Below are 23,029 nucleotides of genomic sequence, written 5' to 3' on the forward strand. Positions count from 1 at the left end.
TCCTAGATAAAAAAATCCGCCGAAAGCCTGTTTCCAACAGAAATGATCCTTTGCTGTATCCAGTCGAGAAACTCATGAAGTCCATGATACAGGACCGTCTCCACTTTGCTCTCGCTCAGCACCGCGCGCAATTCATCCAATTCCTCCAGAGCCTCCGCCCCGCCTTTCAGATGGTACCTGTGCCGGAGTTCAGTCAACTGGCTCTCGAACTGACCGATCGAGGCGCGCACAGAACGCGGGAAGGACTCGTTGAACAGAAGGAAGGCCACCACATTGGGGACCGCGAAGCCACTCGGATACACACGCCGGAAAGCGTGGTAGCCCGCTACGGAACGCAGCAACGCGTTCCACTGGCTGACATCCAGCGGAGAACCGACATCCTGCACGCTGGGCAGAAGCAGATGATACTTGATGTCCAGCAGTCGTGTGGTCTGATCAGCGCGTTCGATCATTCGGCCGAGCTGATAGAAGTACCAGCTCTCATCCCGATAGAAGGTGCCCTCGGTAATGCCGGTGTGGGCCTGGCATTCCTCCCGGACATGCGCGCACATGCGGGATAGCCGGCCTTCCGAGAGATCCTCCTCGCGCAACCCACGTGTCCAGTTGCTGAATATATTCAGATGCACCCACATTTCCGTGGAGATCAGCGGACGCAGTGTCCGTGCATTCTCCCGTGCCGTGTGGATGGACGAGACGAGCGAGGAGGGATTGCGGCTGTCGAGCACATAGAAGCGCAGAACGTTCTCATCCTCGTAAGTATCGTAATACGTCTCGAACCGCTCCATCTCGTTGTAGAGTTCGACAATGGATTTCCAGTTCTGTCCCCCCCGACTGTCATGACTGTAGGTCTCATTGATATCGAGTATGCGGGCAAGGTTCTCGGCACGCTCGATATAACGGCCCATCCAGTAGATACAGGCAGCGTAACGTGAGAGAAGCGGTGTCATGGCTGACTATCCTGCGTCGCCTGAAGCACCCAGGTATCCTTGGAGCCACCGCCCTGACTTGAGTTCACGATAATCGAGCCCTTGCGCAAAGCCACACGAGTCAATCCGCCGGGCAATACCCAGGTATCCCGGCCTGTCACGGCAAAGGGACGCAGGTCGACATGTCGCGGTGCGATCCCCTCGTCCGTGAGGGTCGGACAAACGGAAAGATTGATCATGGGCTGGCTGATGTAGTTGGCGGGATTGTCTTGCAGGTTTGCGCGACAGGCCTCGAGTTCCTCGGGGCTCGCCTTGGGGCCTACCGTTATGCCATACCCTCCGGCTTCTCCGACGGGTTTGATAACCAGCTCCTCAAGGTGGTCGAGTGTATACTGCAGCCCTTCCCTTTCGCGACAGATATGGGTTTCGACATTATCGAGAATGGGATCCTGATCAAGGTAATAGCTTATGATACGGGGCATATAGGCATAGACAGCTTTGTCATCCGCCACACCGGTGCCCACCGCATTGGCCAGAGTGACGTTGCCCTTTGCATAGGCCGTCATCAGTCCAGGACAGCCCAGGAGGGAGTCGGGATTGAAGACCTGCGGATCCAGGAAATCGTCATTCAGGCGACGATAGATGACATCCACGGGTCGCTGACCGCTGATCGTCTTCATGTAGACACGGTCGTTCTCGACAGTCAAATCGCGTCCCTCGACCAGAGGCACACCCATCTCGCGGGCCAGGAAGATGTGTTCAAAGTAGGCTGAATTATAACTGCCGGGAGATAGCAGAACCACCTGAGGCTCCGGAATATGGGGAGGTGCGACATCCACAAGCGCTTCATGGAGCTTTTGGCCATAGTTCGAAACCGGTTGTATGCCCATCCCCTCCATCAGGTCGGGAAAGGCTCGCTGCATCAAGTGCCTGTTCTCCACAACGTAGGAGACGCCCGAGGGCGTCCGTGCATTGTCTTCCAGCACCCGGAAGCGTCCGTCTTCCCCACGCACGATATCGATGCCGCTGATATGAGCATAGGTCCCATAGGGAACCGTAAGTCCCTCCATTTCCGGCCGGTAGTTCGAATTCCCAAGAACCAGTTCAGCGGGGATGATTCCGTCCTTCAGGATATGCCCTTCATGATAGATATCGTGCAGAAAATGATTTATTGCGCTGACCCGCTGGACGACCCCCTCGTTGATCGTCTGCCAGTCCTGCGCATCGATTACGCGCGGGAGTACATCGAACGGCAGGATGCGATCGATCACATCCTTCTGTGTGTAAACCGTGAAAGTGATGCCGAGGTTATAGAGCTCGCGTTCGGCATCCCGTGCCCGTTCCTTCAGTCTTTCCGGGTCCAGGGCGGACAAGCGGGAAATGACGGCTTCGGTATCGGGACGAAGCGCGCGTGCGACATTTCCGAAAAGCTCGCAGTAGAGATCGTTGGTCTGGTAGGCGGAGAACAGATCTGTCGTGGATATCTTCACCTCACCTCTCTTAAAACAGCGGAAAAACATGGACTGCAGGCAATCAGTATGAAGCATTCCTCGATGCTGTGTAACCCCCGCTATCTGAGCGAAATCCACCTTATCCCTGATCAGGCGGGTTGCGGCGCATGACAACGAGATTCGAGAAGAAATCATGCATGAGACGGCGCCTTTCGTTGAAGAAGGCAACGATCAGAATGATCCAACTGGTGACACCGATGCTGAGATAGAACAGCGCCGTCATTACGAATGCTTGCAGATAGCTGGGCGGTGACCCGTCCTCCAGTGTTCTGACCTCCAGCCCTGTCAACCGCATGCCGGGAGTGGCACCGTAGGCGCCAATGGTCAACGTGTGGTAAGCGACAGGAAGGATCGCCACGACCAGGGCCGCAAGTGGCATGAGCAGTCCAAAGGAAAGTATGCCTATGATCCATAGCAGGATCGCCACGATCCCCGTCAGGACAGCGATGAAGACCACATCGATCAGGTAGCCCAATATGCGGAGGACTACGATGGATTCGTAGAGTCTGCGGTCGCGGGCATTGAACGCCGCTTCGTCCGCCTGTTGATCATTGCGTCTTGCGGAGAGGCTCAGGGACCTGCTTGTCATTTTCCGATCCTTCACGAAAACATGGCCCATGATATCGGAATGATAGCGTCAGTTTGCCAGTAGGGAAGGGGCAGGCAAGGGCTCGCGCCATTGATCGGCAGGAGCCTCGCTCTCGGTCTCTGGGGGGGTCGGTTCGGGAGGCGTGCTCTCGGCTTGGCCTGAGGCCTCTTCCATGTCGCTTTGGGCCGTGCCGGCACCTGCGGGAAGAGTTTCGAGAGCTTCGTTGTCCTGGCGCAGAAGGACAATCGAAATCCGTCTGTTGCGCGGTGCTGTTGTATCTTCCCGATCAAGGGGTTCCCGATCTGCCTTGCCCACGACAGTTTCGATCCGGCTTCTGTCCAGCCCCGAGTCAATCATCGCGCGGCGACTGGCGTTCGCACGATCACTGGAAAGCTCCCAGTTGGTATAACCGCTACCGTTCCTGTAGGGGGTGGAATCCGTATGGCCGGAAATGGAGATATTGTTGGGCATATCCTGGATGGCCTGACTGACCATTGCCAGCAGCCGACGGGTATGATCGTGGGGCGATGCACTACCCGAGGGGAACATGTCCGTACCCTGCTGGTCTATCAGCTGGATCCGAAGGCCTTCCTCGGTTTGTTCCACAAGTAGATTTTCTTTTAGGGCTGCCAGTTCGGCGTTCCCCTCGATAGCCTGCTCCAATCTGTCTTCCGCGTCCCGAAACGCTGCGGCGTCCTGTTGTGCCTGGCGACGGCGCAATTCCTCTTTCGCTTTCTCGAGTGAGGACTCGTTCAGTGCTGCCTGCTGGGAAACGTCCGATGTAGACTGCGTCTCTTGTGGACGATCCTGATCGGAGGCCGCGCCGTCGACAATTTCGGTTTCACGGGATGGCAGCCCCATGCCGAAGCCTATGGGACTGCGCGTATCGGTGGCGGCGCCGTCGGCCGTGATCGTCTCACCACCGAGCACTCCGTCCGAGCCACTGGAAGAGTCAGTGGAAATCATACTGGGAGAGAAATAATCGGCGATGCCTTCCTTTTGCTCTTCCGAAGTGCTGCTGATCAGCCACAGCAGGAGGAAAAAGGCCATCATGGCGGTCACGAAGTCAGCATAGGCTACCTTCCAGGCGCCTCCATGGTGCCCGTGGCCATGCCCGTTCTTCTTCTTTTTGATCAGAATCGGACGCTGAGTATCAGAATCCGCCATAAATGCCTTATCCAGAAAACTGCAAAGGATCAGGGCGCGTCAGAAACACCGCCTGAAAAGCAGTCGAACTCTTGCAGAGCGAGAGTTAAGAAGGCGTTACAGTCGAGACGAGTTCCTGCGATTCAGTTCATTTGGCCGCATTCAACTGGCCAAACGCCTGCTCAAGATCCCGGATCAGGTCGTCCGGATCCTCCAATCCTGCATGGAGGCGAAGCGTAGGCCCGTGGCCTTCCCAACGGGTGACGGTTCGATAATCCTCGGGATGCGTGGGGATCGCCAGGCTTTCATAACCGCCCCAGGAATAGCCCATTCCGAAAAGCTCCAGGCTGTTCAGGAACGCGGTTATGCCTTCCTTGCCCACCGGTTCCAGTTCCACTCCGAACAACCCGCTCGCGCCCAGGAAATCACGTTTCCAGACAGCATGTCCCGGGTCATCGGGCAGGGCGGGATAGAAAAGACGGCTGACGTCGCTGCGGCCTGCCAACCAAGTGCACAGAGCCAACGCGTTCTGCTGATGGCGTTCCAGGCGAACGCTCAAGGTGCGCAGGCCCCGCAGGGCCAAATAGATATCGTCGGGACCACAGGCGTAGCCCAGAAGATTTGCCTGGCGATGGACGGAGGCCGTGGTTTCCTCACTGGTCAGGACCAGCCCGAGCATGGCATCGGAATGGCCTACGATATACTTGGTTCCTGCATGAACAGAGATATCAACACCATGCGCGAACGACTTGAAATACATGGGTGTTGCCCAAGTATTGTCCAGGATCACCTTGGTGTCAGTGTCACGCGCATGGGCAACCTGGCAGATGGCCGGAATATCCTGCATCTCGAAGGTCAAGGAACCCGGTGCTTCCGTATAGATCACTCGGGTTTCCGGACGCAGCTTCGCCCGCAAGTCCTCGATATCAAGCGGATCGTAGTAGTCCGTCTCCACGCCGAAGCTTTTCAGGAAACCCTCGCAGAAAGCACGGGTAGGGGCATAGACGCTGTCGGTTACCAGAAGGTGGTCGCCCTGGCGCACCTGGGAGAGGATTGCCACGGCCACGGCAGCAAGCCCCGAGGGAACGCACAAGGCTGCATGCGCGCCTTCAAGCTCGGCAACCGTTTCCTGAAGGGCGATATGTGTCTGTGTTCCGCCACGCCCATAGTGAACCCAGTTTGGATGGGCGCGGTGGCGGGTTGCCTCCTCCATTTCCTCGACAGTATCGAAGAGGATGGTCGATGCGTGCACGACCGGAACATTGACAGCATGTCCCCCCTTGGCCGTTGGTCGGCGTCCAAGATGGGCCAACTTGGTATCAAACTTCATATCCGGATCGGAGGGTGTGCGATCTGACTTGCTCAAGGGACAATCCTGTAGGTTGGAACCGGAAGGGTCACGATGCGGTGGAAACAGCAGGACGATAGCGCGCGATCATCTCCAGGGCGTCGTGACGGATGTGATTGGATGCCATTTCCTCTTCCAGACGCGCCTTGGTAACGATGCCTTTGTCGAAGCATTCCGCCAGAAGAGTAAAGAAAAAGGCTTCCTGCTTGGGATCGGGGTGTCGGCGGTACTGGCCGTGGTACGGGGACAAACCGAGGACCCTCGTGCGCAGGGACTGCAGCCAGCTTTTTGGCTTCCAGAACCTGAAACGGCGATTGGCCGAGATGAAATCTACCGGTAGTCCGGTTTTCCACGGCTGCGTTTGGCGTTTGGTGTTGTGCAGCAGCTTCGTGTTCTCATCAAGATGGTCCAGGTCGTTCCAGCAATTCTCGAGAATGCCGATCATCTCCCGGTCTTCCTTGTGCAGGCAGATCCAGTCGGCATAATCCATCTCATAGTCGAAAAGCTGCTGAAACTGTGTCTCGACTTTCCAATGCTCCAGTTTCGCGCAGTCCAGAAGCATTACGCTGGTCGCCATGCACTCGGTCTCGCTCGGGCGCTTGCCTGAGCGCGATCGGCAGAAGATTGCCTTGCCTTGCATGTCGCGATCAAACAGTTCGTTGATGTCGCCAACGGCGAAAATGTCCGGATCGATCACGACGGCTCGTCCTTCATATCCCATCAGTTCGGGAGGCGTGAACCGCAATGGCGTAAAGGACTGCAGGTCATCCATGTGCCAGACCCTGGAGCCGCCGTTGCGCAGGAATGGCTGGCCTTCCTTGCGCGCCAGGAAAGGGAAGTCCTCGGTGGAGATTATCCGCACATCAAAGGCGTCCGGATTTTTCGAATTGCGCTTGAGAGAATACTGGGAGACCAAGGCTCCCATCATCTGCTTGGGATTTGTATGAATGAAAACGCAGGCTTTTGCGGACACGGCTCTTTTCCCTTCTTTCCCTGAAGGCTGGATAGCAAATGCACTTGTCCACAGCAAAGAAAACCCGCCAGCAGCCGAGCAGCGTACGGGACAGGGGCTCAGGTCTCTGTGAACAGGCCGCGTATCGCATGAGCGGCCTGCTCCAGGTCCCTGTCAACCAGGGAAGGAGGGGCAATGAAAGGTGCTCCAAGAATCACGGCACGCCCTTGGGTGACGAGCCGGTCGTGGAGATCTGTCAGCCGTCGTGGGTATCCAATCAGCCCGTGATCGCTCAGGAACTCACCCAACCAGCGCCAGGAGGTGTTGCCGTGCAACAGGCCGGTCATCCTCTCGTAGAAGGTCACCACGGGACTGCGTCTGTAGGGCAGGGGATAAATTGCAAGGGGGCGCCCCAAGCGGGCCACTTCGACCATCATGGAAATGCTGTCCCCGGTTACCACGAAGCGATCAGCCCAGGCCAGCAAACCGTAATAGGGGTTGTCGCTCCGTCCGCTTTCCCAGCGAAAGAACCTGGCGTTACCGGGCAGTGACGATTCAAGCATCCGGACCACCTTTTCGGGGGTTCGCCGGCTGGTCGTGATATAGAGGGTGCCCTCCGCGGTTCCCGGGGTTTGCGTGACCCTGTGAAGCAGGTCCTCGGCTGCGGCCGTATCGAAGCGGAAGGGACGTGTCTGCCCACCCACCAGAACTGCAGTAATGGGACGGGGAAGCGTCTCCATGACGTCGCGCCAGTCCTCGCCCTCGCTCTCCAAACGTTGGGAGTCCGCCCGCATCAGGGGCAGATCCATGTTCACGATATTGTCTCGTTGCGGCAGGCGGTATTGGGGTGTGCCGATCACCAGGTCAAACTCGTCGATATACTTCTTGGGCCGTCCGATAATTACGAGTTTCGTCCGCCCACCGGATTGGCGCTTGATCCACAGCGCAGCCATGGAAGGCCGACGCCCGATGGTCAGGACCAAATCGGGCCAGGGCGGCTCGAGAGCATCAGAGTTCCGTTCGTCGATATGGTAAAGTGAAGGCCGAAAACGTGGCTTGCCATATATGTAGCGCTGCCGGAAGCGCAGATTTCGCCGTTCCACGGGCCATCCCAAGGCTTCGGCAACCACCTCGACCTGGGCATTGTCCCCAAGTTTGTCCCCGATCACCAGCCAGACCCTGGGAGCGGTTCCTGGATGTGAGGAAACCGCGGTCATGTCTTCTTGCCCTCCAAGCACCGTACCACCAGCCAGTGAAACGGCTTATGCTTTTTGACTATCATTTGCCGAAAACTTTATTAAACTAACATTTGCATAGGCGAAAAGATTCCACGTCTGATCAGGAGCCTCAGGGCCCTCGGCAGGCGCAAGAACATAAAAGCCGGGGGCTCATGAAGAAAGTTGTTCTTGTCGTTCTGGGAACCAGGCCGGAGGCGATCAAGCTCGCGCCTGTGATTACTGCCCTGAAAGCGAGCGCCTGGAAAGGGCTCAGAACCCGCGTCTGTTCCACGGGCCAGCACCGAGAAATGCTGCTTCCCGTACTCGAACTGTTCGGAATTCATCCGGATCACGACCTGGACGTCATGCGGGAAAACCAGAACTCGACGATGACACTCAGCCGGACGCTGGAAGGCTTGGAAGCCATCCTGCAGGGCGAAGCCCCCGACCACATTGTCGTGCAGGGGGACACCAATGCGACCCTGGCCGGAGCCATGGCCGGTTTCCACCGACGCATCCCGGTCTCTCATGTGGAGGCCGGCCTGCGAACCGGGAACCTTGCAGCTCCTTTTCCGGAAGAGGCCAATCGCCAGATGATTTCGCGCATCAGTCATCTGCATTTTGCCCCCACGTCAGACAATCGACAGGCGTTATTGCGCGAAGGGATAAGCGCAGAGAGGATCCACGTTACCGGAAACCCGGTGATCGATTCCCTTAAGCAATTGCAGAATCGCTGGGAAAGAAATCCCGTCGAACAGTATGAATTGGAAGAAGAACTGCAACGTCACTTGGGACAGGCTGACAGCCGACCTTTCATTCTGGTTACGGGCCATCGGCGTGAGAATATCGGAGAAGGCTTTCGCAATCTCGGCCATGCCCTGAATGACATTGCCACACGCTATCCCGAACTTGTGCTCCTGTTTCCATTGCACCTGAACCCCGCAGTTCGGGCAAGTCTGGGGGAGACGCTGAAGAAGAGGAAAAATATTCGCCTTTGCCCTCCCTTGTCCTACACCAGCTTCGTCTATGCCATGAGCCGCGCGCAAATCGTACTGACCGACAGTGGAGGGGTGCAGGAAGAGGCTCCGGCATTCGGCAAGCCGGTCCTCGTGCTTCGGGAGAGTACGGAACGTCGGGAAGCGGTTGAGGCCGGTACGGTGCGTCTGGTGGGCAACAGGCCAGCGCGCATTCTCTCCGAAGTCACCCGTTTGCTCGAACAGCCATCCCACTACCAGACCATGGCGCAGGCAACCAATCCATACGGCGACGGCCAGGCTGCACCGCGCATTGCTCATCTGATCCGAGCCAGCCTGTCTCCCGCTTTCATATCCTGACCGCTCTCATTGCTCAGAATGCCCGCAGGCCGTGCGCTTTGTCGCAGGACCATCACTGTCACTTCAAACAGGCAAGCAAGCGTGTACAATCCCCTTTGACGGGAACAGACAAGTCGGTTGCAAGGAGCCTGGCCTTATGCTGGAAAACTTGGACGCTTTGCTGCTTGCGCGGATCCAATTCGGCTTCACGATCGCTTTCCATATCATCTTCCCGGCTCTTTCGATCGGCTTGGCCAGTTACCTGGCTGTTCTTGAAGGACTGTGGCTCTGGACCGGTCGGGAGGTCTACCTTCGGCTGTTCAAGTACTGGATCAAGATATTCGCCGTAACCTTCGGAATGGGCGTGGTTTCCGGTGTGGTCATGAGCTATCAGTTCGGCACCAACTGGAGCGTCTTTTCCGACAAGACAGGCCCCATACTCGGCCCCCTGATGGGCTATGAAGTCCTGACGGCCTTTTTCCTGGAGGCCGGTTTTCTGGGGGTCATGCTGTTCGGCATGAACCGGGTCGGCAAAGGGCTGCACTACTTCGCCACACTGATGGTCGCGGTCGGTACGGTCATCTCGGCGTTCTGGATCCTGTCCGTGAACAGCTGGATGCAAACCCCCGCAGGCTATGCCTTCAACGCGGCCGGCCAGTTCGTGCCCGACGACTGGTGGGCCATTGTCTTCAATCCCTCCTTTCCCTACCGGCTCGTGCACATGGTGCTTGCGGCCTATCTGACCACGGCCTTCGTCGTGGGCGCGGTGGGCGCCTATCACCTCCTGCGCGAACGCGGCAACGAAGCCGCGCGGATCATGTTCTCCATGGCCATGTGGATGGCCGCGATCGTGGCCCCCATACAGGCGGTGGTCGGGGATTTTCATGGCCTCAACACCCTGGAGCATCAGCCGGCCAAGGTCGCTGCAATGGAGGGGCACTACGAGACCGGCCGGGGAATGCCGCTCATTCTCTTTGGCCTGCCCGACAGCGAGGCGGGGGAAGTGGATTACAGCCTGGAAATTCCACGCCTCGGCAGCTTGATCCTGACTCACAGCTGGGATGGTGAAGTTCCCGGTCTCGACAACTGGTCTCGCGAGGACTGGCCGAACGTGCCGGTTGTTTTCTGGAGTTTCCGGGTCATGGTGGGAATCGGTTTCCTGATGATCGGAACAGGTCTCGCCAGCCTCTATCTGCGCTGGCGGCACAGGCTGTATCAGGCGCCCGGATTTCATCGCTGGGTTATGCTCATGGGGCCCTCGGGTATCGTAGCCGTTTTAGCTGGCTGGTTTGTCACCGAGATCGGACGGCAGCCCTATACCGTTTACGGCTTGTTGCGCACCAGTGAATCCGTGTCACCCATCGGAGCTCCCGGGGTCGCGATCTCCCTGCTGGCCTTCATCGTTGCCTATGCGATTATTTTCGGGGCCGGGGTCTATTACATGCTGAAGCAGATGGGGAAATCCCCCACACCGGAAGAACCGGAAACCCAGGCTCCAGAAGACTTCACGCGTACGGCCGGCCTTATGCCCGGGCCTGCGTTACAGCAAAAGCACAGCCAGTCGGTACCTCAGCCCGAGTACAAGGAATAGGGGAGCAGGGTCATGTTCGAGTTCGCATTCGACCTTCCGTTTATCTGGGCCATGCTCCTGGCCATCGCGGTGTTGGCCTATGTTATTCTGGACGGCTTCGATCTGGGTGTCGGAATCCTCTTTCCCTTCATCAAGGGCGAGCAGAACCGGGACATCATGATGAACTCCGTCGCCCCGGTCTGGGACGGCAACGAGACCTGGCTGGTGCTTGGCGGCGGCGGGCTCTTTGCAGCCTTTCCCTTGGCCTATTCGGTCCTGATGCCGGCGCTTTACGCGCCGATCATTGCCATGCTGATCGGTCTGATCTTTCGGGGGGTGGCCTTCGAATTCCGTTTCAAGGCCAAGAACAAACTGGGCTGGGACTACGGCTTTGCCCTGGGCTCGACGCTGGCGGCGTTCTGCCAAGGGCTGGCCCTCGGCTCCTTCATACAGGAGTTTGCCGTTGTCGACCGTGCCTATGCGGGAGGTTGGTTCGACTGGGTCACGCCCTTCACGCTCCTCACGGGCGTGGCGCTGATCTGCGGTTATACCCTGTTGGGCGCAACCTGGCTGGTGATGAAGACCAGCGGTTATCTGCAGAACACGTTCAGACGTGCCGTTCCCGGCCTGACCGTGGTCGTGGTCGCACTTATCTGCGTGGTCAGCATCTGGACACCTGTGTTCGACAAGGATATCGCGGATCGCTGGTTCAGCTGGCCGAATATCGTCTTCGTCTCACCCGTGCCCCTCCTGATCGCAGTCTTCACTCTCGGAATCTTCTGGAGCATTCGCAGGCGGAAGGACATAGCGCCTTTCCTTTTCTCCCTGGGGTTCTTTGTTCTGAGCTATATCGGTCTGGGCATCAGCCTTTTCCCCTACATTGTTCCCCGGTCCATCACGATCTGGGAGGCTGCTGCACCGGACAGCAGCCTGGCCTTCCTGCTGGTCGGCGCGGTTATCCTGTTGCCCATTATCCTAGCCTATACGGCCTATGCCTATTGGGTCTTCCGAGGCAAGGTGGATCCGGAGGAAGGGTATCACTGATGACCGGGCAGGGGGGACCGCTCTGGAAGCGCCTGCTCTGGTTTGTCGCTCTCTGGAGTGCTGGGGTTCTTGTCCTCGCCGCCATCGCCTATCTGATCCGATGGGGACTGGGACTCTAACAGCCGGACTGCAGGCAGCCATCGCAAGATCCGGAGTGACGGCTTTCGCATGTGTCGGCAGTTTCGTGGCATGGAGCGAGACGCGGGTGAACAAGCGCAATGGAGATGACGACAGATCCGGAGACTTGGGATCACTGGGCAGGTCTTCTGGAGGAAATCGACGCCCAAGGCTGGTCGATCCTGCCCACACTGGTCTCCCCTGAAGACTGCAGGACGCTTGCTGGCCTGTACGCGGAGCGTGAACGCTTCCGCAGCCGTATCGTCATGGCCCGGCACGGCTTCGGGCAGGGGGAATACAGCTATTTTGACTATCCACTGCCGCCGCTCGTGCAGGACCTGCGAGAGTCGCTCTATCCGCCCCTTGCGGGACTTGCGAGCAGCTGGAACGATCGGCTGGGACTCGCTGGAAACTTCCCGGACACGCACGGCCGCTACCTGGACCGTTGCCACACAGCCGGCCAAACTCGGCCGACTCCGTTACTGCTGCACTACGAAGCCGGCGACTACAACTGCCTGCATCAGGATCTTTACGGCGAGCATGTCTTTCCCCTGCAGGTGGCCGTTCTGCTCTCGGTTCCGGGAGAGGACTTCACCGGAGGCGAGTTCGTCATAACGGAGCAGCGCCCCCGTATGCAGAGTCGGGCCTCCGTCGTGCCGCTGGGGCAGGGCGATGCAGTCGTCTTCGCCGTGAATCACAGGCCTGTGCAGGGCAAGCGTGGTCCCTACCGCGTGAAGCTGCGACATGGAGTCAGCAAGGTCCGCTCGGGACAGCGCAGTATACTAGGGATCATCTTTCATGATGCCCTCTGACAGCTCCCCCCTTCTGCCCGGACTCTTCAATGCGGAGGATGAGCCCTTCAGCTTCGCGCCTGGCGCGGTTCTGTTTAGAGGATTTGCGGCCTCGGAAACGCAGGACATACTAGCCGCGCTCGAGCGGGTCACGAAACAGGCACCGTTCCGCCGGATGAGCACGCCCGGTGGCCGGCAAATGTCGGTCGAAATGACCAATTGCGGTCGCTACGGCTGGCTAACCGACCGAAACGGCTATCGTTACGAAGACCGGGATCCGGAAAGCGGCAAGACCTGGCCGGCCATGCCCCCTCTCTTTCGACGACTTGCCCGCTCAGCTGCGGAGCATGCCGGGTATCCCGGTTTCGAGCCGGACTCCTGCCTCATAAATCAGTACAGACCCGGTGCGCGCCTGACCCTGCACCAGGACCGGGACGAGCAGGATTTCTCTGCCCCCATTGTTTCCTTTTCCCTAGGATTGCCCGCGACATTTCTCTTCGGTGGACCAAAGCGCAGTGACCGGACACAGAAGATCCTGCTCACCCATGGTGACGCACTTGTCTGGGGTGGTCCGTCACGCCTCAATCACCATGGCATCCAGCCACTGGAGGAGGGGCGCCATCCCCTGGTCGGAGACCGGCGCATCAACCTGACCTTCCGCAAGGCGAGGTAGGCCATTCTCCCTGACCTCAGGCATGACTAGGGATGCCAGGGCCTTGTTCTGAACCGGCGACGCCGTGAAACGGCTCCATACGTCCAATTCATGCAGTGATTTAACATGGAATCGGAATAAGATGCTGACCTGCTCTTTCTTTTTTTATATGAGGTGGAGTCTTGGCAAACGCACATCACCCTGTCGCGCGCGCAGAAGCTTTCTGTTCCGGTCATGGCTTGCGCATCCCGATCCTGCTGGCGCCCATGGCCGGGGCCTGTCCGCCGGCGCTCTCCGCGGCCGTCGCCAACGCCGGTGGACTTGGAGCCTGCGGGGCACTGCTGATGCAGCCGGACGCCATCCGCAGCTGGGCGCGCGATGTTCGTGCCAAGAGCAATGGCGGGTTTCAGATGAATCTCTGGGTCCCCGATCCTGCGCCTTCACGGGACAGGGATCGGGAGGTAGCTCTCGGCCGTTTTCTCTCCGAGTGGGGGCCGGAAGTCGGAGCGGAGGCAGCCGATGCTGCTGCCCCGGATTTTGACGCGCAATGCGAGGCGATGCTGGACGTTGGGCCGCCCATCATCTCCTCCATTATGGGGCTTTACCCTCCCGACTATGTTCGTCGCATGAAAGATCAAGGAATTCGCTGGTTTGCGACGGTGACCACCGTGGCGGAAGCCCGCGCGGCGGAAGAGGCCGGCGCAGACGTCATTGTGGCGCAGGGCATGGAAGCCGGGGGGCATCGTGGTGCATTCAAGGCCGAAACTGCGGAATCAGCGAGCGTCGGGCTCTTCGCGCTGCTGCCGGCGGTGGTTGATGCCGTGGAGCGTCCGGTGGTCGCGACGGGCGGCATCGCAGATGCACGGGGCATTGCCGCCGCACTCATCCTCGGCGCTTCGGCCGTGCAGATCGGCACGGGCTTTCTGCGCACCCCCGAAGCCGCACTGCCGACAGCCTGGAGCGAAGGGATCGGCCAGGCCGATCCCGAGGGCACACGCCTCACGCGCGCCTTTTCGGGCCGGGCCGGACGCAGTCTGATCAATGATTACCTGCAGGCTGCCCATGCACCGGAGGCGCCGGAGCCAGCCCCTTATCCCATCCAGCGCAGCCTGACCCAGGCCATGCGCAGTGAGGCCGCGAAGAACAACGACCTCTCCCGCCTGCAGGCCTGGGCCGGACAATCGGCGCGCCTGAGCCAAGCCCGGCCTGCAGAGGAGCTTGCCCACGAACTGTGGAAGCAGGCCACGGAAATTTTTCTCTAAGCTGTTGTTATTCAGGGAAAAACGGCGAATCCTTGGGGCATTTGACGCTATTGCTGCGTGCCCTGTCACCGGAAAAGGAGAGTGCCATGAGAATTGATCTAACAGGCAAGAAAGCTATCGTTACCGGATCGACGAAGGGGATTGGTCTTGCTTCGGCAAAGGGGCTGGCGGCATCGGGGGCAGCGGTCGTGGTCAACGGTCGCCAGCAGGCAGATGTCGATGCCGCCATCGCCTCCGTGAAAGCAGAGGCGCCAAGCGCCGACATAACCGGCTTTGCGGGCGATCTTGGAACGGCAGAAACATGCGAGGCGTTGGTGGCGGCGCACCCGGCGTGCGACATTCTCGTCAACAACCTCGGCATCTTCGAGCCGCAGGATTTCTTCGAGACGCCGGACAGCGAATGGACCCGCTTCTTCGAAGTGAACGTCATGTCCGGGGTGCGCCTTTCGCGTGCTTATTTGCCCGGTATGGAAAAAGCGGGGTGGGGCCGTGTCGTGTTTGTATCGTCGGAATCCGCCTTCAACATCCCGACGGAGATGATCCACTACGGCTTCACCAAGACTGCGGTCACCTCGATCGCGCGTGGTCTGGCAAAGCGTATGGCGGGCACGGGCGTCACCGTTAATTCCGTACTGCCGGGACCGACACTTTCGGAAGGGGTGGTGGCGATGCTGAAGGACGAGGTTGAGCAGACCGGCAAGACGCTGGAGGAAGTCGGCCGGGACTTCGTCATGGCCGACCGGCCGTCCTCGATCATTCAGCGGCCGTCAACAGTGGAAGAGGTCGCCAACATGATCATCTACACCTGTTCCCAACAGGCGTCTGCCACCACTGGCGCCTCGCTGCGTGTGGATGGCGGTGTCGTGGACAGTCTCTGAGGTCGGTGACTTCCGGGTACCCTGTCAGCAAGGTAGCAGAGAAGTATGCCCCTATATTAACTGCGCCATACCTTCGTCACCATCGTCTATTACTGTCAACCCGTTGCGCCGAAAGCAGCACCAGCAGGCCCGCCGCTATCACTCCAGCCAGCATCAGCCACGCCTCGTTGGTCGCCAGCGTAAGAGCGGCAGCTTTCACGAGGGGCTGGGCCAATGCAATGTCTTGCGCCGATGGCGCCGCGCCCGAGGGCGGAAGGAGATTGAGCGGCAAGCCAACGAATTTTGCCGCCTCGGCGTCACCCACCATTAGCTTGCGTTCGAATGCATCGGCATGGTGTGGCGCGCGCTGCCATAAAATTGTGTCCGTCATCGCGATGCCGATGGCACCACCGAGATTACGCATGAGATTGAACAGGGCGCTGCCATCGGGCACGCGAGCCGTGTCAAGTTTGCCCAGAGCCAGCCGTGTTGGCGGTATGAGGCACAACATGATGCCAATGCCACGTACGACCTGCGGCCAGAACATCTCTTCATAATCCGTTGCGGGCGTTTGCCAACCGCTCATGGCGAGCCCTGCCGAAAAGATCGCGAGGCCAGCCGCGGTTAAAAGCCGCGCGTCGATCCGCAGTTCGAGCTGGACAACGGCTGGAGCGGCGATGAGCTGTGCGACACCTGTCACCAGCATCACCAACCCGATCGCCAGCGGATCATGATTCCGTACAAGGCCAAGAAACATCGCCATCAGATAGACAGTCGAAAACAACCCGATCCCGAACAGGAAGCTGATCACACTCGCCGCCGCAAAGTTTCGCTCACCAAACAATCGCAAATCAACGATGGGCTCGCCATGGCGCAGTGATCGTGCCAGGAACCCGACGCTCGCGAGCAGGAAGATGACTGCAAGCGGTAGTGCTGGAGCCGTCATCCAACCCTGTTGCGGCCCTTCCTTCAGTGCGATTTCAAGAGCCGTCAGCCCAATGGCGAGGCAGCCAACGGCAATCCAGTCGATCCGCCGCAACACACCCCAACCGCCGCGCTCGCGTGGTGCCAGGACCGCGACCATCACCACCGCAAGCACACCAGGCCCAACGTTCACGAGGAACAGCCACATCCAGCTGTAAGTCTCGGTAATGTAGCCACCAATTGTCGGTCCAAGAGTCGGTGCCAGAACCGCCATGGCGCCGGCGATCGTGGTCGCTGCTCCCTGACTGGATTTTGGAAACATCAGAAAGACAGAGGAGAATACCAGCGGAATCAGGCAGCCGCCTGCGAAGCCCTGCACGATGCGTGCAGCCACCAGACCCTCGAAACCCGTTGCGAACGCACAGGCAGTCGAGGCTGCCGTGAATGTCGAGAGTGCGATCAGGAACAATCCCCTGAGCGACAAGGCACGCGTAAGCAACCCGGTCAACGGGATGGCGATGACCTCGGCAATGAGATAGGCTGTCTGCACCCAGCTCATCTGATTTTCTGGGATATCGAGTGCCTGGGCTATCGCTGGCAGCGACGTCACTACGATCTGTATATCGAGAATTGCCATGAACATGCCTAGGCACATGGCAAGAAAACAGATCCATACGGCCAAGCTGGCAGGCGGAGCGGCACTTTCTGTTGGCGTAGGCGAACTGCTCATCGGTGCGGCTCTGCTTCATCCAGTGCAAGCTCCTCGGCGCGAATGCGAACCCACAGCACTGCAGCATTAAGAACGGTAAAGACGATTGCGACCAGAGGCTGGCCAAGCGCCATCGGTAAAGCGATGAACTCGACCACCACAATCAAGTAGTTGGGATGGTCGACATAGCGATAGGGGCCACGACGCACCCGTGTCTCCCCTGGGACAACGATAATCCGGGTTGTCCAGCGCTTACCGAGAGTCGAGATAACCCACACCCGCAGTCCCTGCAGCACACCAAACACAGCCAGCCACGACAGATCGACGGTCGCGCTGGCAGCCACGACCCACAACAGCGCCAGCCAGGCGGCATGCAGAATAACGATTACCGGATAATGGCGGGGTGACTTCTCGACGCCGCCATGTGCGAGCAGGCGAGCTGTATTGTGATTGGATAGCGCGAGTTCAGCAAGGCGCTGGAGTGTGACAGCGGCCAGAACGAGAGTGGCAAGGGGCATGGTCGGGGTCTCAGGACCGGACGGTGATAGGGACGGCAACAGCACTGAACCCGGGCCCCAGGGCCGACATCAGGTTGATGCCGTCAGTCGGAGAGTTTGCCAACAGACGATCGAGGACGAACAAGACAGTTGGCGCCGACATATTCCCATGGTCGCGAAGCACGTCGCGCTCTAAATCGAGCGAACGAGGCTTGATGTTAAGCGTAGCCTCAAGCGCCTCCAGCACTTTCGTCCCACCGGGGTGGAAGCTGAAGCGAGCGATGTCCTCACGTGTCAGAGACAGGCGTTCCAGAAAACTGTCTACTACATGAGAAATTTGGCTGCGTATAAACGACGGGATATCACGATCGAAGACAACCTCGAGCCCATCGCTGGCGACGTCCCAGCCCATGATGGGAAGCGTCGCAGGCCATGTATGCTGACAGCCTGTCCCCACGATGTAGCGATCGCACGCCCGCGCCGCAGTGAGTACTACAGCGGCCGCGCCATCGGCAAAAAGGGCCGTGGCGACAATGTTGGCCTTGGTCAGGGTGTCCTTGCGGAACGACAGCGTGCAGAGTTCCACAGCCACGACCAGAATGTAGGCGCCCGGATTGGCCCGGGCCAATTGAACGCCGAGCGCCAGACCGCTAAGGCCACCCGCGCAACCCAATCCGAATACAGGCACGCGAAGGACGTCTGGCCTGAATCCGAGCTCGGAAGCAACGCGCGCCTCGAGCGTCGGAGTGGAAATTCCCGTCGAACTCACCGTGATAATGGCATCAACATCGGCAGCCTTGATGCCAGCTGCGACCAAGGCGTTGCACGCCGCCTGAGCGAAGAGCTGACTTGCAACTTCGACATAGGCCGCATTTCGCTCATCCCACCCACGCGGCTCGAGATACCAGTCGAGCGGCATCGCGATCGGCCGGCTTTCGATCCCCGCATTCGTAAACACAGATGCAAGACGATCGAAGTCTGGAAAGCGGTTTTGGAACATGTCGCGCGCCAGAGTAAAGGCGTCAGATTGCAACAATCTGTGTTGGGGCAGGGCGGTACCAAGCCCTTTAAGGGCGATATCGATCATTCCGAATGGACCCCGCAGAAATGGCGGAGGGGGTGGGATTCGAACCCACGAGGGGCGTTAACCCCTGCCGGTTTTCAAGACCGGTGCAATCGACCACTCTGCCACCCCTCCGATCCCTTCTTTCTAAGCAGCTGACCGGCGCTCAGCAAGGGCATCGAGGCAGGCCGCCGGGCAAATTTCAGTTACTTCTTCCCTGCAACCTGACGATCTTCTACCGGGATAGAGCGCACTGACGGCAGAATCACACTGACTGTTGTTCCCTTGTTCAGTGCCGTCTCCACCTCCAGTCGTCCGCCGTGAAGCTCCACCAGTTTCCGGGTTAGAGGCAGGCCGAGTCCGGTTCCCTCGAATTTCCGGCTGAGAGAGCTGTCCAACTGGGTAAAGGGAGAAAGCGCATCCTCGACCTCCTCCGGATCCATGCCAACGCCATTATCCATTACATAAAGGCATATACTACCGTCAGGCTCTCGTCTCGCTCCCACTTCGACATGCCCTCCCGGCCCAGTGAACTTTATGGCATTGGAGAGGAGATTCAGAATGACCTGCCTGAGCCGCAGGAGGTCCCCCTGTATCTGCGGCAGTGCTTCTTCGATGTCACAGGAGAGAGTCAGTTCAGCATTCTTGGCGCGGTCGGACATCAGGCGCACCACGGACCGGAGCAGTCTCTCCAGGTCAACCTGCTGCGTGGCGAGTTCAATCTTGCCGGATTCCGCCTTGGCTACATCCAGCACATCGTTGATCAGGGCCAGGAGGTGCTGGCCGCTTTCATTAATGTCCGAGGCATAGTCCCGATAGCGCTGATTTCCCAGCGAACCGAACATCTCGTCACGCAACAGTTCGGAAAAGCCTATAATGGCATTCAGCGGCGTACGCAGTTCATGGCTCATGGCCGCCAGGAACTCCGTCTTGCTACGGTTGGCACGCTCGGCGGTATCACGTGCTCGTGCCAGTTCCGAGGTCCGTTCCGTCACGCGCTCTCGAATCACCATGTTCTGCTGCAGCAGCAGCCCGATCAGCAGCGAAAGCAGCAAACTCAACAGTGTGCCGGCGCCCGCAATCATCAGGCCAAGTTCCTCACGGTGCTCTTCATCGAAGGCGGGGAGGAGGTCCCAATGGAATCGCAGACTTGCCTGTCCATGAACCAGACCGTAATCGAAAGTTCGCAAGGCTTTAGGTGGAGGCTCCTCACGTCCAAGGACAAGACTGTTCCGCACATGGGACTCCTGGGCATCCAGGCGTTGCTCCAGTCTCAATTCCAATCCGTCGGGAGTTGTTCTATCGAGCGTTTGAAACAGCCGGGAGAGATCCAGGAGGCCAACCAGGACACCTTCGTCATCGCTATTCGTAACGGCCACTGCCATGACACCCCACCAACGTTCTGCATGACGGAACGCGCGGCTCATGACAATTTCTCCCGGTGCATCGAATGCCTGGAAGATGGCACTTCCGACATCGCTCTGGCTGGCGATATCCGTACCGCGCAGGAAGATGCTCGGAATGCCGGTTGTCATCGTGATGACGGCATGTTGTCGCCTTCTCGGTGCTGTATGCGAGGGATTGAGAAACGACATGAGCTCGAACCCGAATTTCTCCTCGAGCGCTTCACGCTCATTCAGCGTCACGATCTCAGCAAAGGCCAGGTTATCGAAACCATAGGCCAACTCCCCGGCGCGCAGGCTGTGTTCCAGGCGCGCGAACTCGGCCATGGTAACTTCGTCAGAGGCAGTGAAGAGGGAGGAAGAGGCACGCAGGAACCCTTCTGCCTGGATCAGGGTCAGGTCGACCAGCGCCACAAGCTTTGACGCCTCCCGATCGGCACGGGTATGCAATTGCGCCTCCATGCTCTCCTCGACACGCCAGGCGATCAGGATCGACAGGCTGGTGCCCACAACAAACAAAAGAGTTGCGGCAAGCCAGAACAGACTACGCTTGCTGTGATTCGTGATTCCCATGCCCGCAATTTATCGCAAAAAACTTACCATTTCTTACCAAACCCGCAGTGCCCTGCGGATAAACCGCGCTTCCTCGTGAATGCAGCGTTGCCAGGAATCCGGCTTTCATGGCAATAAATAGCAGTACTCTCAAATGGCAGGGGTTCATGAGCTATATCCTTCCGCGGTTGCGACCGCTTCTACTGCTGTCCTTTCTGGCGCTAGCGGGCGGAGGCTGCAGTGCGTCCGCCGTGGACAGTGAGTCGTCCCGGCCTACCTCCAATACTGATGCCTCACAGTCCACCCCCTCAGGATCGTCCGGCGGAATGCAGAGGGATCTGTCCTTTGAGCGCTGGGTTGCGGAGTTGAGGGAAGACGCCTTGAGAGAGGGAATTTCGGCACAGACGTTCGATCGCGCCTTTGATCGCGTCACACCGCTTGAGCGCGTCATAGAACTGGACCGCAGCCAGCCGGAATTCACGCTGAGTTTCTGGCGTTACATGTCCAATGCCGTAAGCGACCAACGGATTGAGGAAGGGCGCCGGCTGCTCCAGCGCCATCGACCCCTCCTGCAGGATGTGGAGCAACGTTACGGCGTACAGCCGCGCTTTCTCGTCGCCTTCTGGGGGCTGGAAACCAACTATGGCGCGACGTTTGGCAGTTTTCCCGTAATTTCCGCACTGGCGACGCTGGCCTATGACGAGCGGCGCAGTGCCTTCTTTCGGGAGGAGCTGATGCACGCCCTGCACATCCTGGATTCCAGAGACATCAGTCCGGAGCGCATGGAAGGCTCCTGGGCCGGGGCCATGGGGCATCTTCAGTTCATGCCCTCCACCTTCACAGCCTACGCGACCGATGCCGACGGGGACGGCCGCCGCGACATCTGGGGCAGCATGCCCGATGTCTTTGCCTCCGCCGCCAATTTCCTCAGCTCCATTGGCTGGCGCGGAGACGAGACCTGGGGGCAGGAAGTTCGCCTTCCCGCTGACTTCGACTGGAACCTGGTTTCCATCGAAACGATGCCGGAAACACGCAAGACGATCGACGAGTGGAAGACCCTCGGCATACGCGGGGCCGATGGGGCAACGCTGCCTTCGGACGATCGCGAGGCGGCCGTTCTACTGCCGGCTGGGCATGAGGGGCCCGCCTTTCTCGTCTATCACAACTACACCCGCATCCTGCAGTGGAACCGCTCTATTTTCTATGCCATTGCAGTCGGCCATCTGGCCGACCGACTGGTTGGCGGCCCCGAGTTGACGGTTTCGGCACCGGAAGAGGATATTCGTCTCAGTGTGGACCAGGTTGAGGAGATGCAGACACGGCTCGGGCGCCTGGGCTTTGACGCAGGACCTGCAGACGGACGTGTTGGGCCCATGACCCGCAGTGCCATACGGGAATATCAGGAAAGCCGCGGCATTCCTGCAGACGCCTTTCCGAGCATGAAGCTGTTGCAGCATATTCGCGATCAGAATTAACCAGGAGTATGGGATATATCTGGATGGAAGGACTGCTTGGTTTTCCCTCTCGACAAGAGGGCCGGATATCGGGGGAATATGTAAGATGCCGTCTATACGCTTAATCCTTTCCATGCTGCTCCTCGCAGTCATGGGACTGGTGGTTGCAGGCTGTTCTGAAGTCCAGTTGGCAGCTCATACCGCCAAGTCGGTTCGCGACAACGGTGGTTCCGGCCAGATCGGCACCTACAAGATCGGGCAACCCTATCAGGTCAGCGGAGTCTGGTATCATCCTGTCGTCGACTACCGGTACGACGAGACGGGCATCGCTTCCTGGTATGGACCGGGCTTCCATGGCAAAAGGACCGCGAACGGGGAAACCTATGACCAACACGACCTGACGGCAGCACATCCGACCCTGCCTCTGCCCAGCATGGTACGTGTGACAAACCTGGAGAACGGCCGCTCGTTGAAGCTGCGCATCAACGACCGCGGTCCCTTCTCGAACAACCGGATCATCGATATCTCCAAACGCGGCGCCCAATTGCTTGGGTTCGAGAAAGAGGGGACCGCAAAGGTACGCGTGACCGTTCTGGAGACCGAAAGCCGACAACTGGCTGCCGCAGCCCAGGGCAAGGCCGTTTCCGAACCCAAGGTCCAGGAGGCCGTGTATCGCCCGGAAGATGTCGAGCCGGTGAAACAGCAAGTAGCGGCTGCACCGGTATCCTCTGTCAGCACGGAACGCCTAATGGAGGACTCGCAGCAAAAGGAAGAGTTGCCGGAGCCTGACGGGGTTGTTTCCCAACAGTCGATTGGCTCCAGCGATCTCTATATCCAGGCCGGTTCTTTCACGCAGTATTCAAACGCCACGCGTTTGGCGGACCGCCTTTCCACCCACGGAGATGTCCGTATTGCACCGGCTTCGGTCGATGGGCGGGAGTTCTACCGTGTGCAGCTCGGTCCAGTGGCATCCGTGAATGATGCGGACGGTTTGCTGGAGAATCTGATCTCCAGTGGCTACAAACAGTCTCATGTTGTCGTTCAGTAAGTCATATTTCCGGCCCGTTTTGGTTATAGCCTGCCTGGAAACAGGAAACCTGAAACCTTGCTTCCAGCCGAAGAGGGAGAACTG

The 23,029-nt window shown here is 58.8% G+C and carries 21 protein-coding genes and 1 tRNA gene; 10 read left to right on the forward strand and 12 right to left on the reverse strand.

Annotation, left to right across the window (positions count from 1 at the left end):
* Positions 1 to 2: 2 nt before the first annotated feature.
* From ACFOW6_RS07390 to ACFOW6_RS07420, 7 genes are all read right to left on the reverse strand, one after another.
* Entirely contained in the window at positions 3 to 947 is a 945-nt protein-coding gene (locus ACFOW6_RS07390) for an alpha-E domain-containing protein (protein ID WP_382421698.1), read from the reverse strand.
* On the reverse strand, positions 944 to 2,446 hold the full coding sequence (locus ACFOW6_RS07395) for a circularly permuted type 2 ATP-grasp protein (RefSeq protein ID WP_449267359.1): 1,503 nt from the start codon (positions 2,444 to 2,446) through the stop codon (positions 944 to 946). Before ACFOW6_RS07395 ends, ACFOW6_RS07390 begins: the two co-directional genes overlap by 4 nt.
* A 70-nt stretch (positions 2,447 to 2,516) precedes the next feature.
* On the reverse strand, positions 2,517 to 3,026 hold the full coding sequence (locus tag ACFOW6_RS07400; protein WP_382421700.1) for an RDD family protein: 510 nt from the start codon (positions 3,024 to 3,026) through the stop codon (positions 2,517 to 2,519).
* 48 nt (positions 3,027 to 3,074) lie between these two features.
* Complete coding sequence (locus ACFOW6_RS07405) at positions 3,075 to 4,193, reverse strand: flagellar motor protein MotB (protein ID WP_382421701.1); 1,119 nt, start codon at positions 4,191 to 4,193, stop codon at positions 3,075 to 3,077.
* 127 nt (positions 4,194 to 4,320) lie between these two features.
* Complete coding sequence (gene metC / locus ACFOW6_RS07410) at positions 4,321 to 5,538, reverse strand: cystathionine beta-lyase (RefSeq protein ID WP_382421702.1); 1,218 nt, start codon at positions 5,536 to 5,538, stop codon at positions 4,321 to 4,323.
* A 31-nt stretch (positions 5,539 to 5,569) separates the two neighbouring features.
* Positions 5,570 to 6,550, reverse strand: a complete 981-nt coding sequence (locus tag ACFOW6_RS07415) for a hypothetical protein (protein ID WP_382421703.1) — start codon at positions 6,548 to 6,550, stop codon at positions 5,570 to 5,572.
* Between the two features lie 41 nt (positions 6,551 to 6,591).
* Positions 6,592 to 7,689 carry a mitochondrial fission ELM1 family protein gene (locus ACFOW6_RS07420; protein WP_382421704.1) on the reverse strand — a complete coding sequence of 366 codons (1,098 nt, stop codon included), beginning with the start codon at positions 7,687 to 7,689 and terminating at the stop codon, positions 6,592 to 6,594.
* A gap of 173 nt (positions 7,690 to 7,862) precedes the next feature.
* Between ACFOW6_RS07420 and wecB the strand changes: the two genes are divergently transcribed.
* From wecB to ACFOW6_RS07460, 8 genes are all read left to right on the forward strand, one after another.
* Positions 7,863 to 9,023, forward strand: coding sequence for a non-hydrolyzing UDP-N-acetylglucosamine 2-epimerase (gene wecB / locus ACFOW6_RS07425; protein WP_382421705.1), 1,161 nt, complete (start codon positions 7,863 to 7,865; stop codon positions 9,021 to 9,023).
* A 136-nt stretch (positions 9,024 to 9,159) separates the two neighbouring features.
* Positions 9,160 to 10,593 (forward strand): cytochrome ubiquinol oxidase subunit I, encoded by a 1,434-nt coding sequence (locus ACFOW6_RS07430; protein ID WP_382421706.1) that lies wholly within the window; start codon positions 9,160 to 9,162, stop codon positions 10,591 to 10,593.
* A gap of 12 nt (positions 10,594 to 10,605) precedes the next feature.
* Positions 10,606 to 11,616: a cytochrome d ubiquinol oxidase subunit II gene (gene cydB / locus ACFOW6_RS07435; protein WP_382421707.1), complete on the forward strand. Its 1,011-nt coding sequence runs from the start codon at positions 10,606 to 10,608 to the stop codon at positions 11,614 to 11,616.
* On the forward strand, positions 11,616 to 11,735 hold the full coding sequence (locus ACFOW6_RS07440) for a DUF2474 family protein (RefSeq protein ID WP_382421708.1): 120 nt from the start codon (positions 11,616 to 11,618) through the stop codon (positions 11,733 to 11,735). The genes cydB and ACFOW6_RS07440 overlap by 1 nt, the downstream gene beginning before the upstream one ends.
* A gap of 99 nt (positions 11,736 to 11,834) precedes the next feature.
* Positions 11,835 to 12,545 carry a 2OG-Fe(II) oxygenase gene (locus ACFOW6_RS07445; protein WP_382421709.1) on the forward strand — a complete coding sequence of 237 codons (711 nt, stop codon included), beginning with the start codon at positions 11,835 to 11,837 and terminating at the stop codon, positions 12,543 to 12,545.
* The gene (alkB, locus tag ACFOW6_RS07450) at positions 12,532 to 13,197 is read left to right on the forward strand and encodes a DNA oxidative demethylase AlkB (protein WP_449267354.1); all 666 of its coding nucleotides are present in this window, start codon (positions 12,532 to 12,534) and stop codon (positions 13,195 to 13,197) included. Before ACFOW6_RS07445 ends, alkB begins: the two co-directional genes overlap by 14 nt.
* A gap of 161 nt (positions 13,198 to 13,358) precedes the next feature.
* The gene (locus tag ACFOW6_RS07455; protein WP_382421710.1) at positions 13,359 to 14,438 is read left to right on the forward strand and encodes an NAD(P)H-dependent flavin oxidoreductase; all 1,080 of its coding nucleotides are present in this window, start codon (positions 13,359 to 13,361) and stop codon (positions 14,436 to 14,438) included.
* Positions 14,439 to 14,470: 32 nt separating this feature from the next.
* Positions 14,471 to 15,316, forward strand: a complete 846-nt coding sequence (locus ACFOW6_RS07460) for an SDR family NAD(P)-dependent oxidoreductase (protein WP_449267355.1) — start codon at positions 14,471 to 14,473, stop codon at positions 15,314 to 15,316.
* 76 nt (positions 15,317 to 15,392) lie between these two features.
* Here ACFOW6_RS07460 and ACFOW6_RS07465 read toward each other — a convergent pair whose 3' ends face one another.
* The 5 genes from ACFOW6_RS07465 to ACFOW6_RS07485 form a co-directional block, all read right to left on the reverse strand.
* Complete coding sequence (locus ACFOW6_RS07465) at positions 15,393 to 16,949, reverse strand: DHA2 family efflux MFS transporter permease subunit (protein ID WP_382421711.1); 1,557 nt, start codon at positions 16,947 to 16,949, stop codon at positions 15,393 to 15,395.
* Positions 16,946 to 17,446 (reverse strand): isoprenylcysteine carboxyl methyltransferase family protein, encoded by a 501-nt coding sequence (locus ACFOW6_RS07470; RefSeq protein ID WP_382421712.1) that lies wholly within the window; start codon positions 17,444 to 17,446, stop codon positions 16,946 to 16,948. Before ACFOW6_RS07470 ends, ACFOW6_RS07465 begins: the two co-directional genes overlap by 4 nt.
* Positions 17,447 to 17,456: 10 nt before the next feature.
* Positions 17,457 to 18,512 (reverse strand): type III polyketide synthase, encoded by a 1,056-nt coding sequence (locus ACFOW6_RS07475; protein ID WP_382421713.1) that lies wholly within the window; start codon positions 18,510 to 18,512, stop codon positions 17,457 to 17,459.
* 21 nt (positions 18,513 to 18,533) lie between these two features.
* A tRNA-Ser gene (locus tag ACFOW6_RS07480) sits at positions 18,534 to 18,623 on the reverse strand.
* Positions 18,624 to 18,694: 71 nt separating this feature from the next.
* Entirely contained in the window at positions 18,695 to 20,464 is a 1,770-nt protein-coding gene (locus ACFOW6_RS07485) for an ATP-binding protein (RefSeq protein ID WP_382421714.1), read from the reverse strand.
* Between the two features lie 305 nt (positions 20,465 to 20,769).
* Between ACFOW6_RS07485 and ACFOW6_RS07490 the strand changes: the two genes are divergently transcribed.
* Both ACFOW6_RS07490 and ACFOW6_RS07495 read left to right on the forward strand, forming a co-directional pair.
* Complete coding sequence (locus ACFOW6_RS07490) at positions 20,770 to 21,918, forward strand: lytic murein transglycosylase (RefSeq protein ID WP_382421715.1); 1,149 nt, start codon at positions 20,770 to 20,772, stop codon at positions 21,916 to 21,918.
* Between the two features lie 85 nt (positions 21,919 to 22,003).
* On the forward strand, positions 22,004 to 22,945 hold the full coding sequence (locus tag ACFOW6_RS07495) for a septal ring lytic transglycosylase RlpA family protein (RefSeq protein ID WP_382421716.1): 942 nt from the start codon (positions 22,004 to 22,006) through the stop codon (positions 22,943 to 22,945).
* The last annotated feature ends 84 nt before the right edge of the window (positions 22,946 to 23,029 follow it).

Origin of the sequence: Fodinicurvata halophila (genome assembly GCF_042651425.1) — a bacterium.
In the GTDB taxonomy this organism is placed as follows: Bacteria; Pseudomonadota; Alphaproteobacteria; order Kiloniellales; family DSM-21159; genus Fodinicurvata; species Fodinicurvata halophila.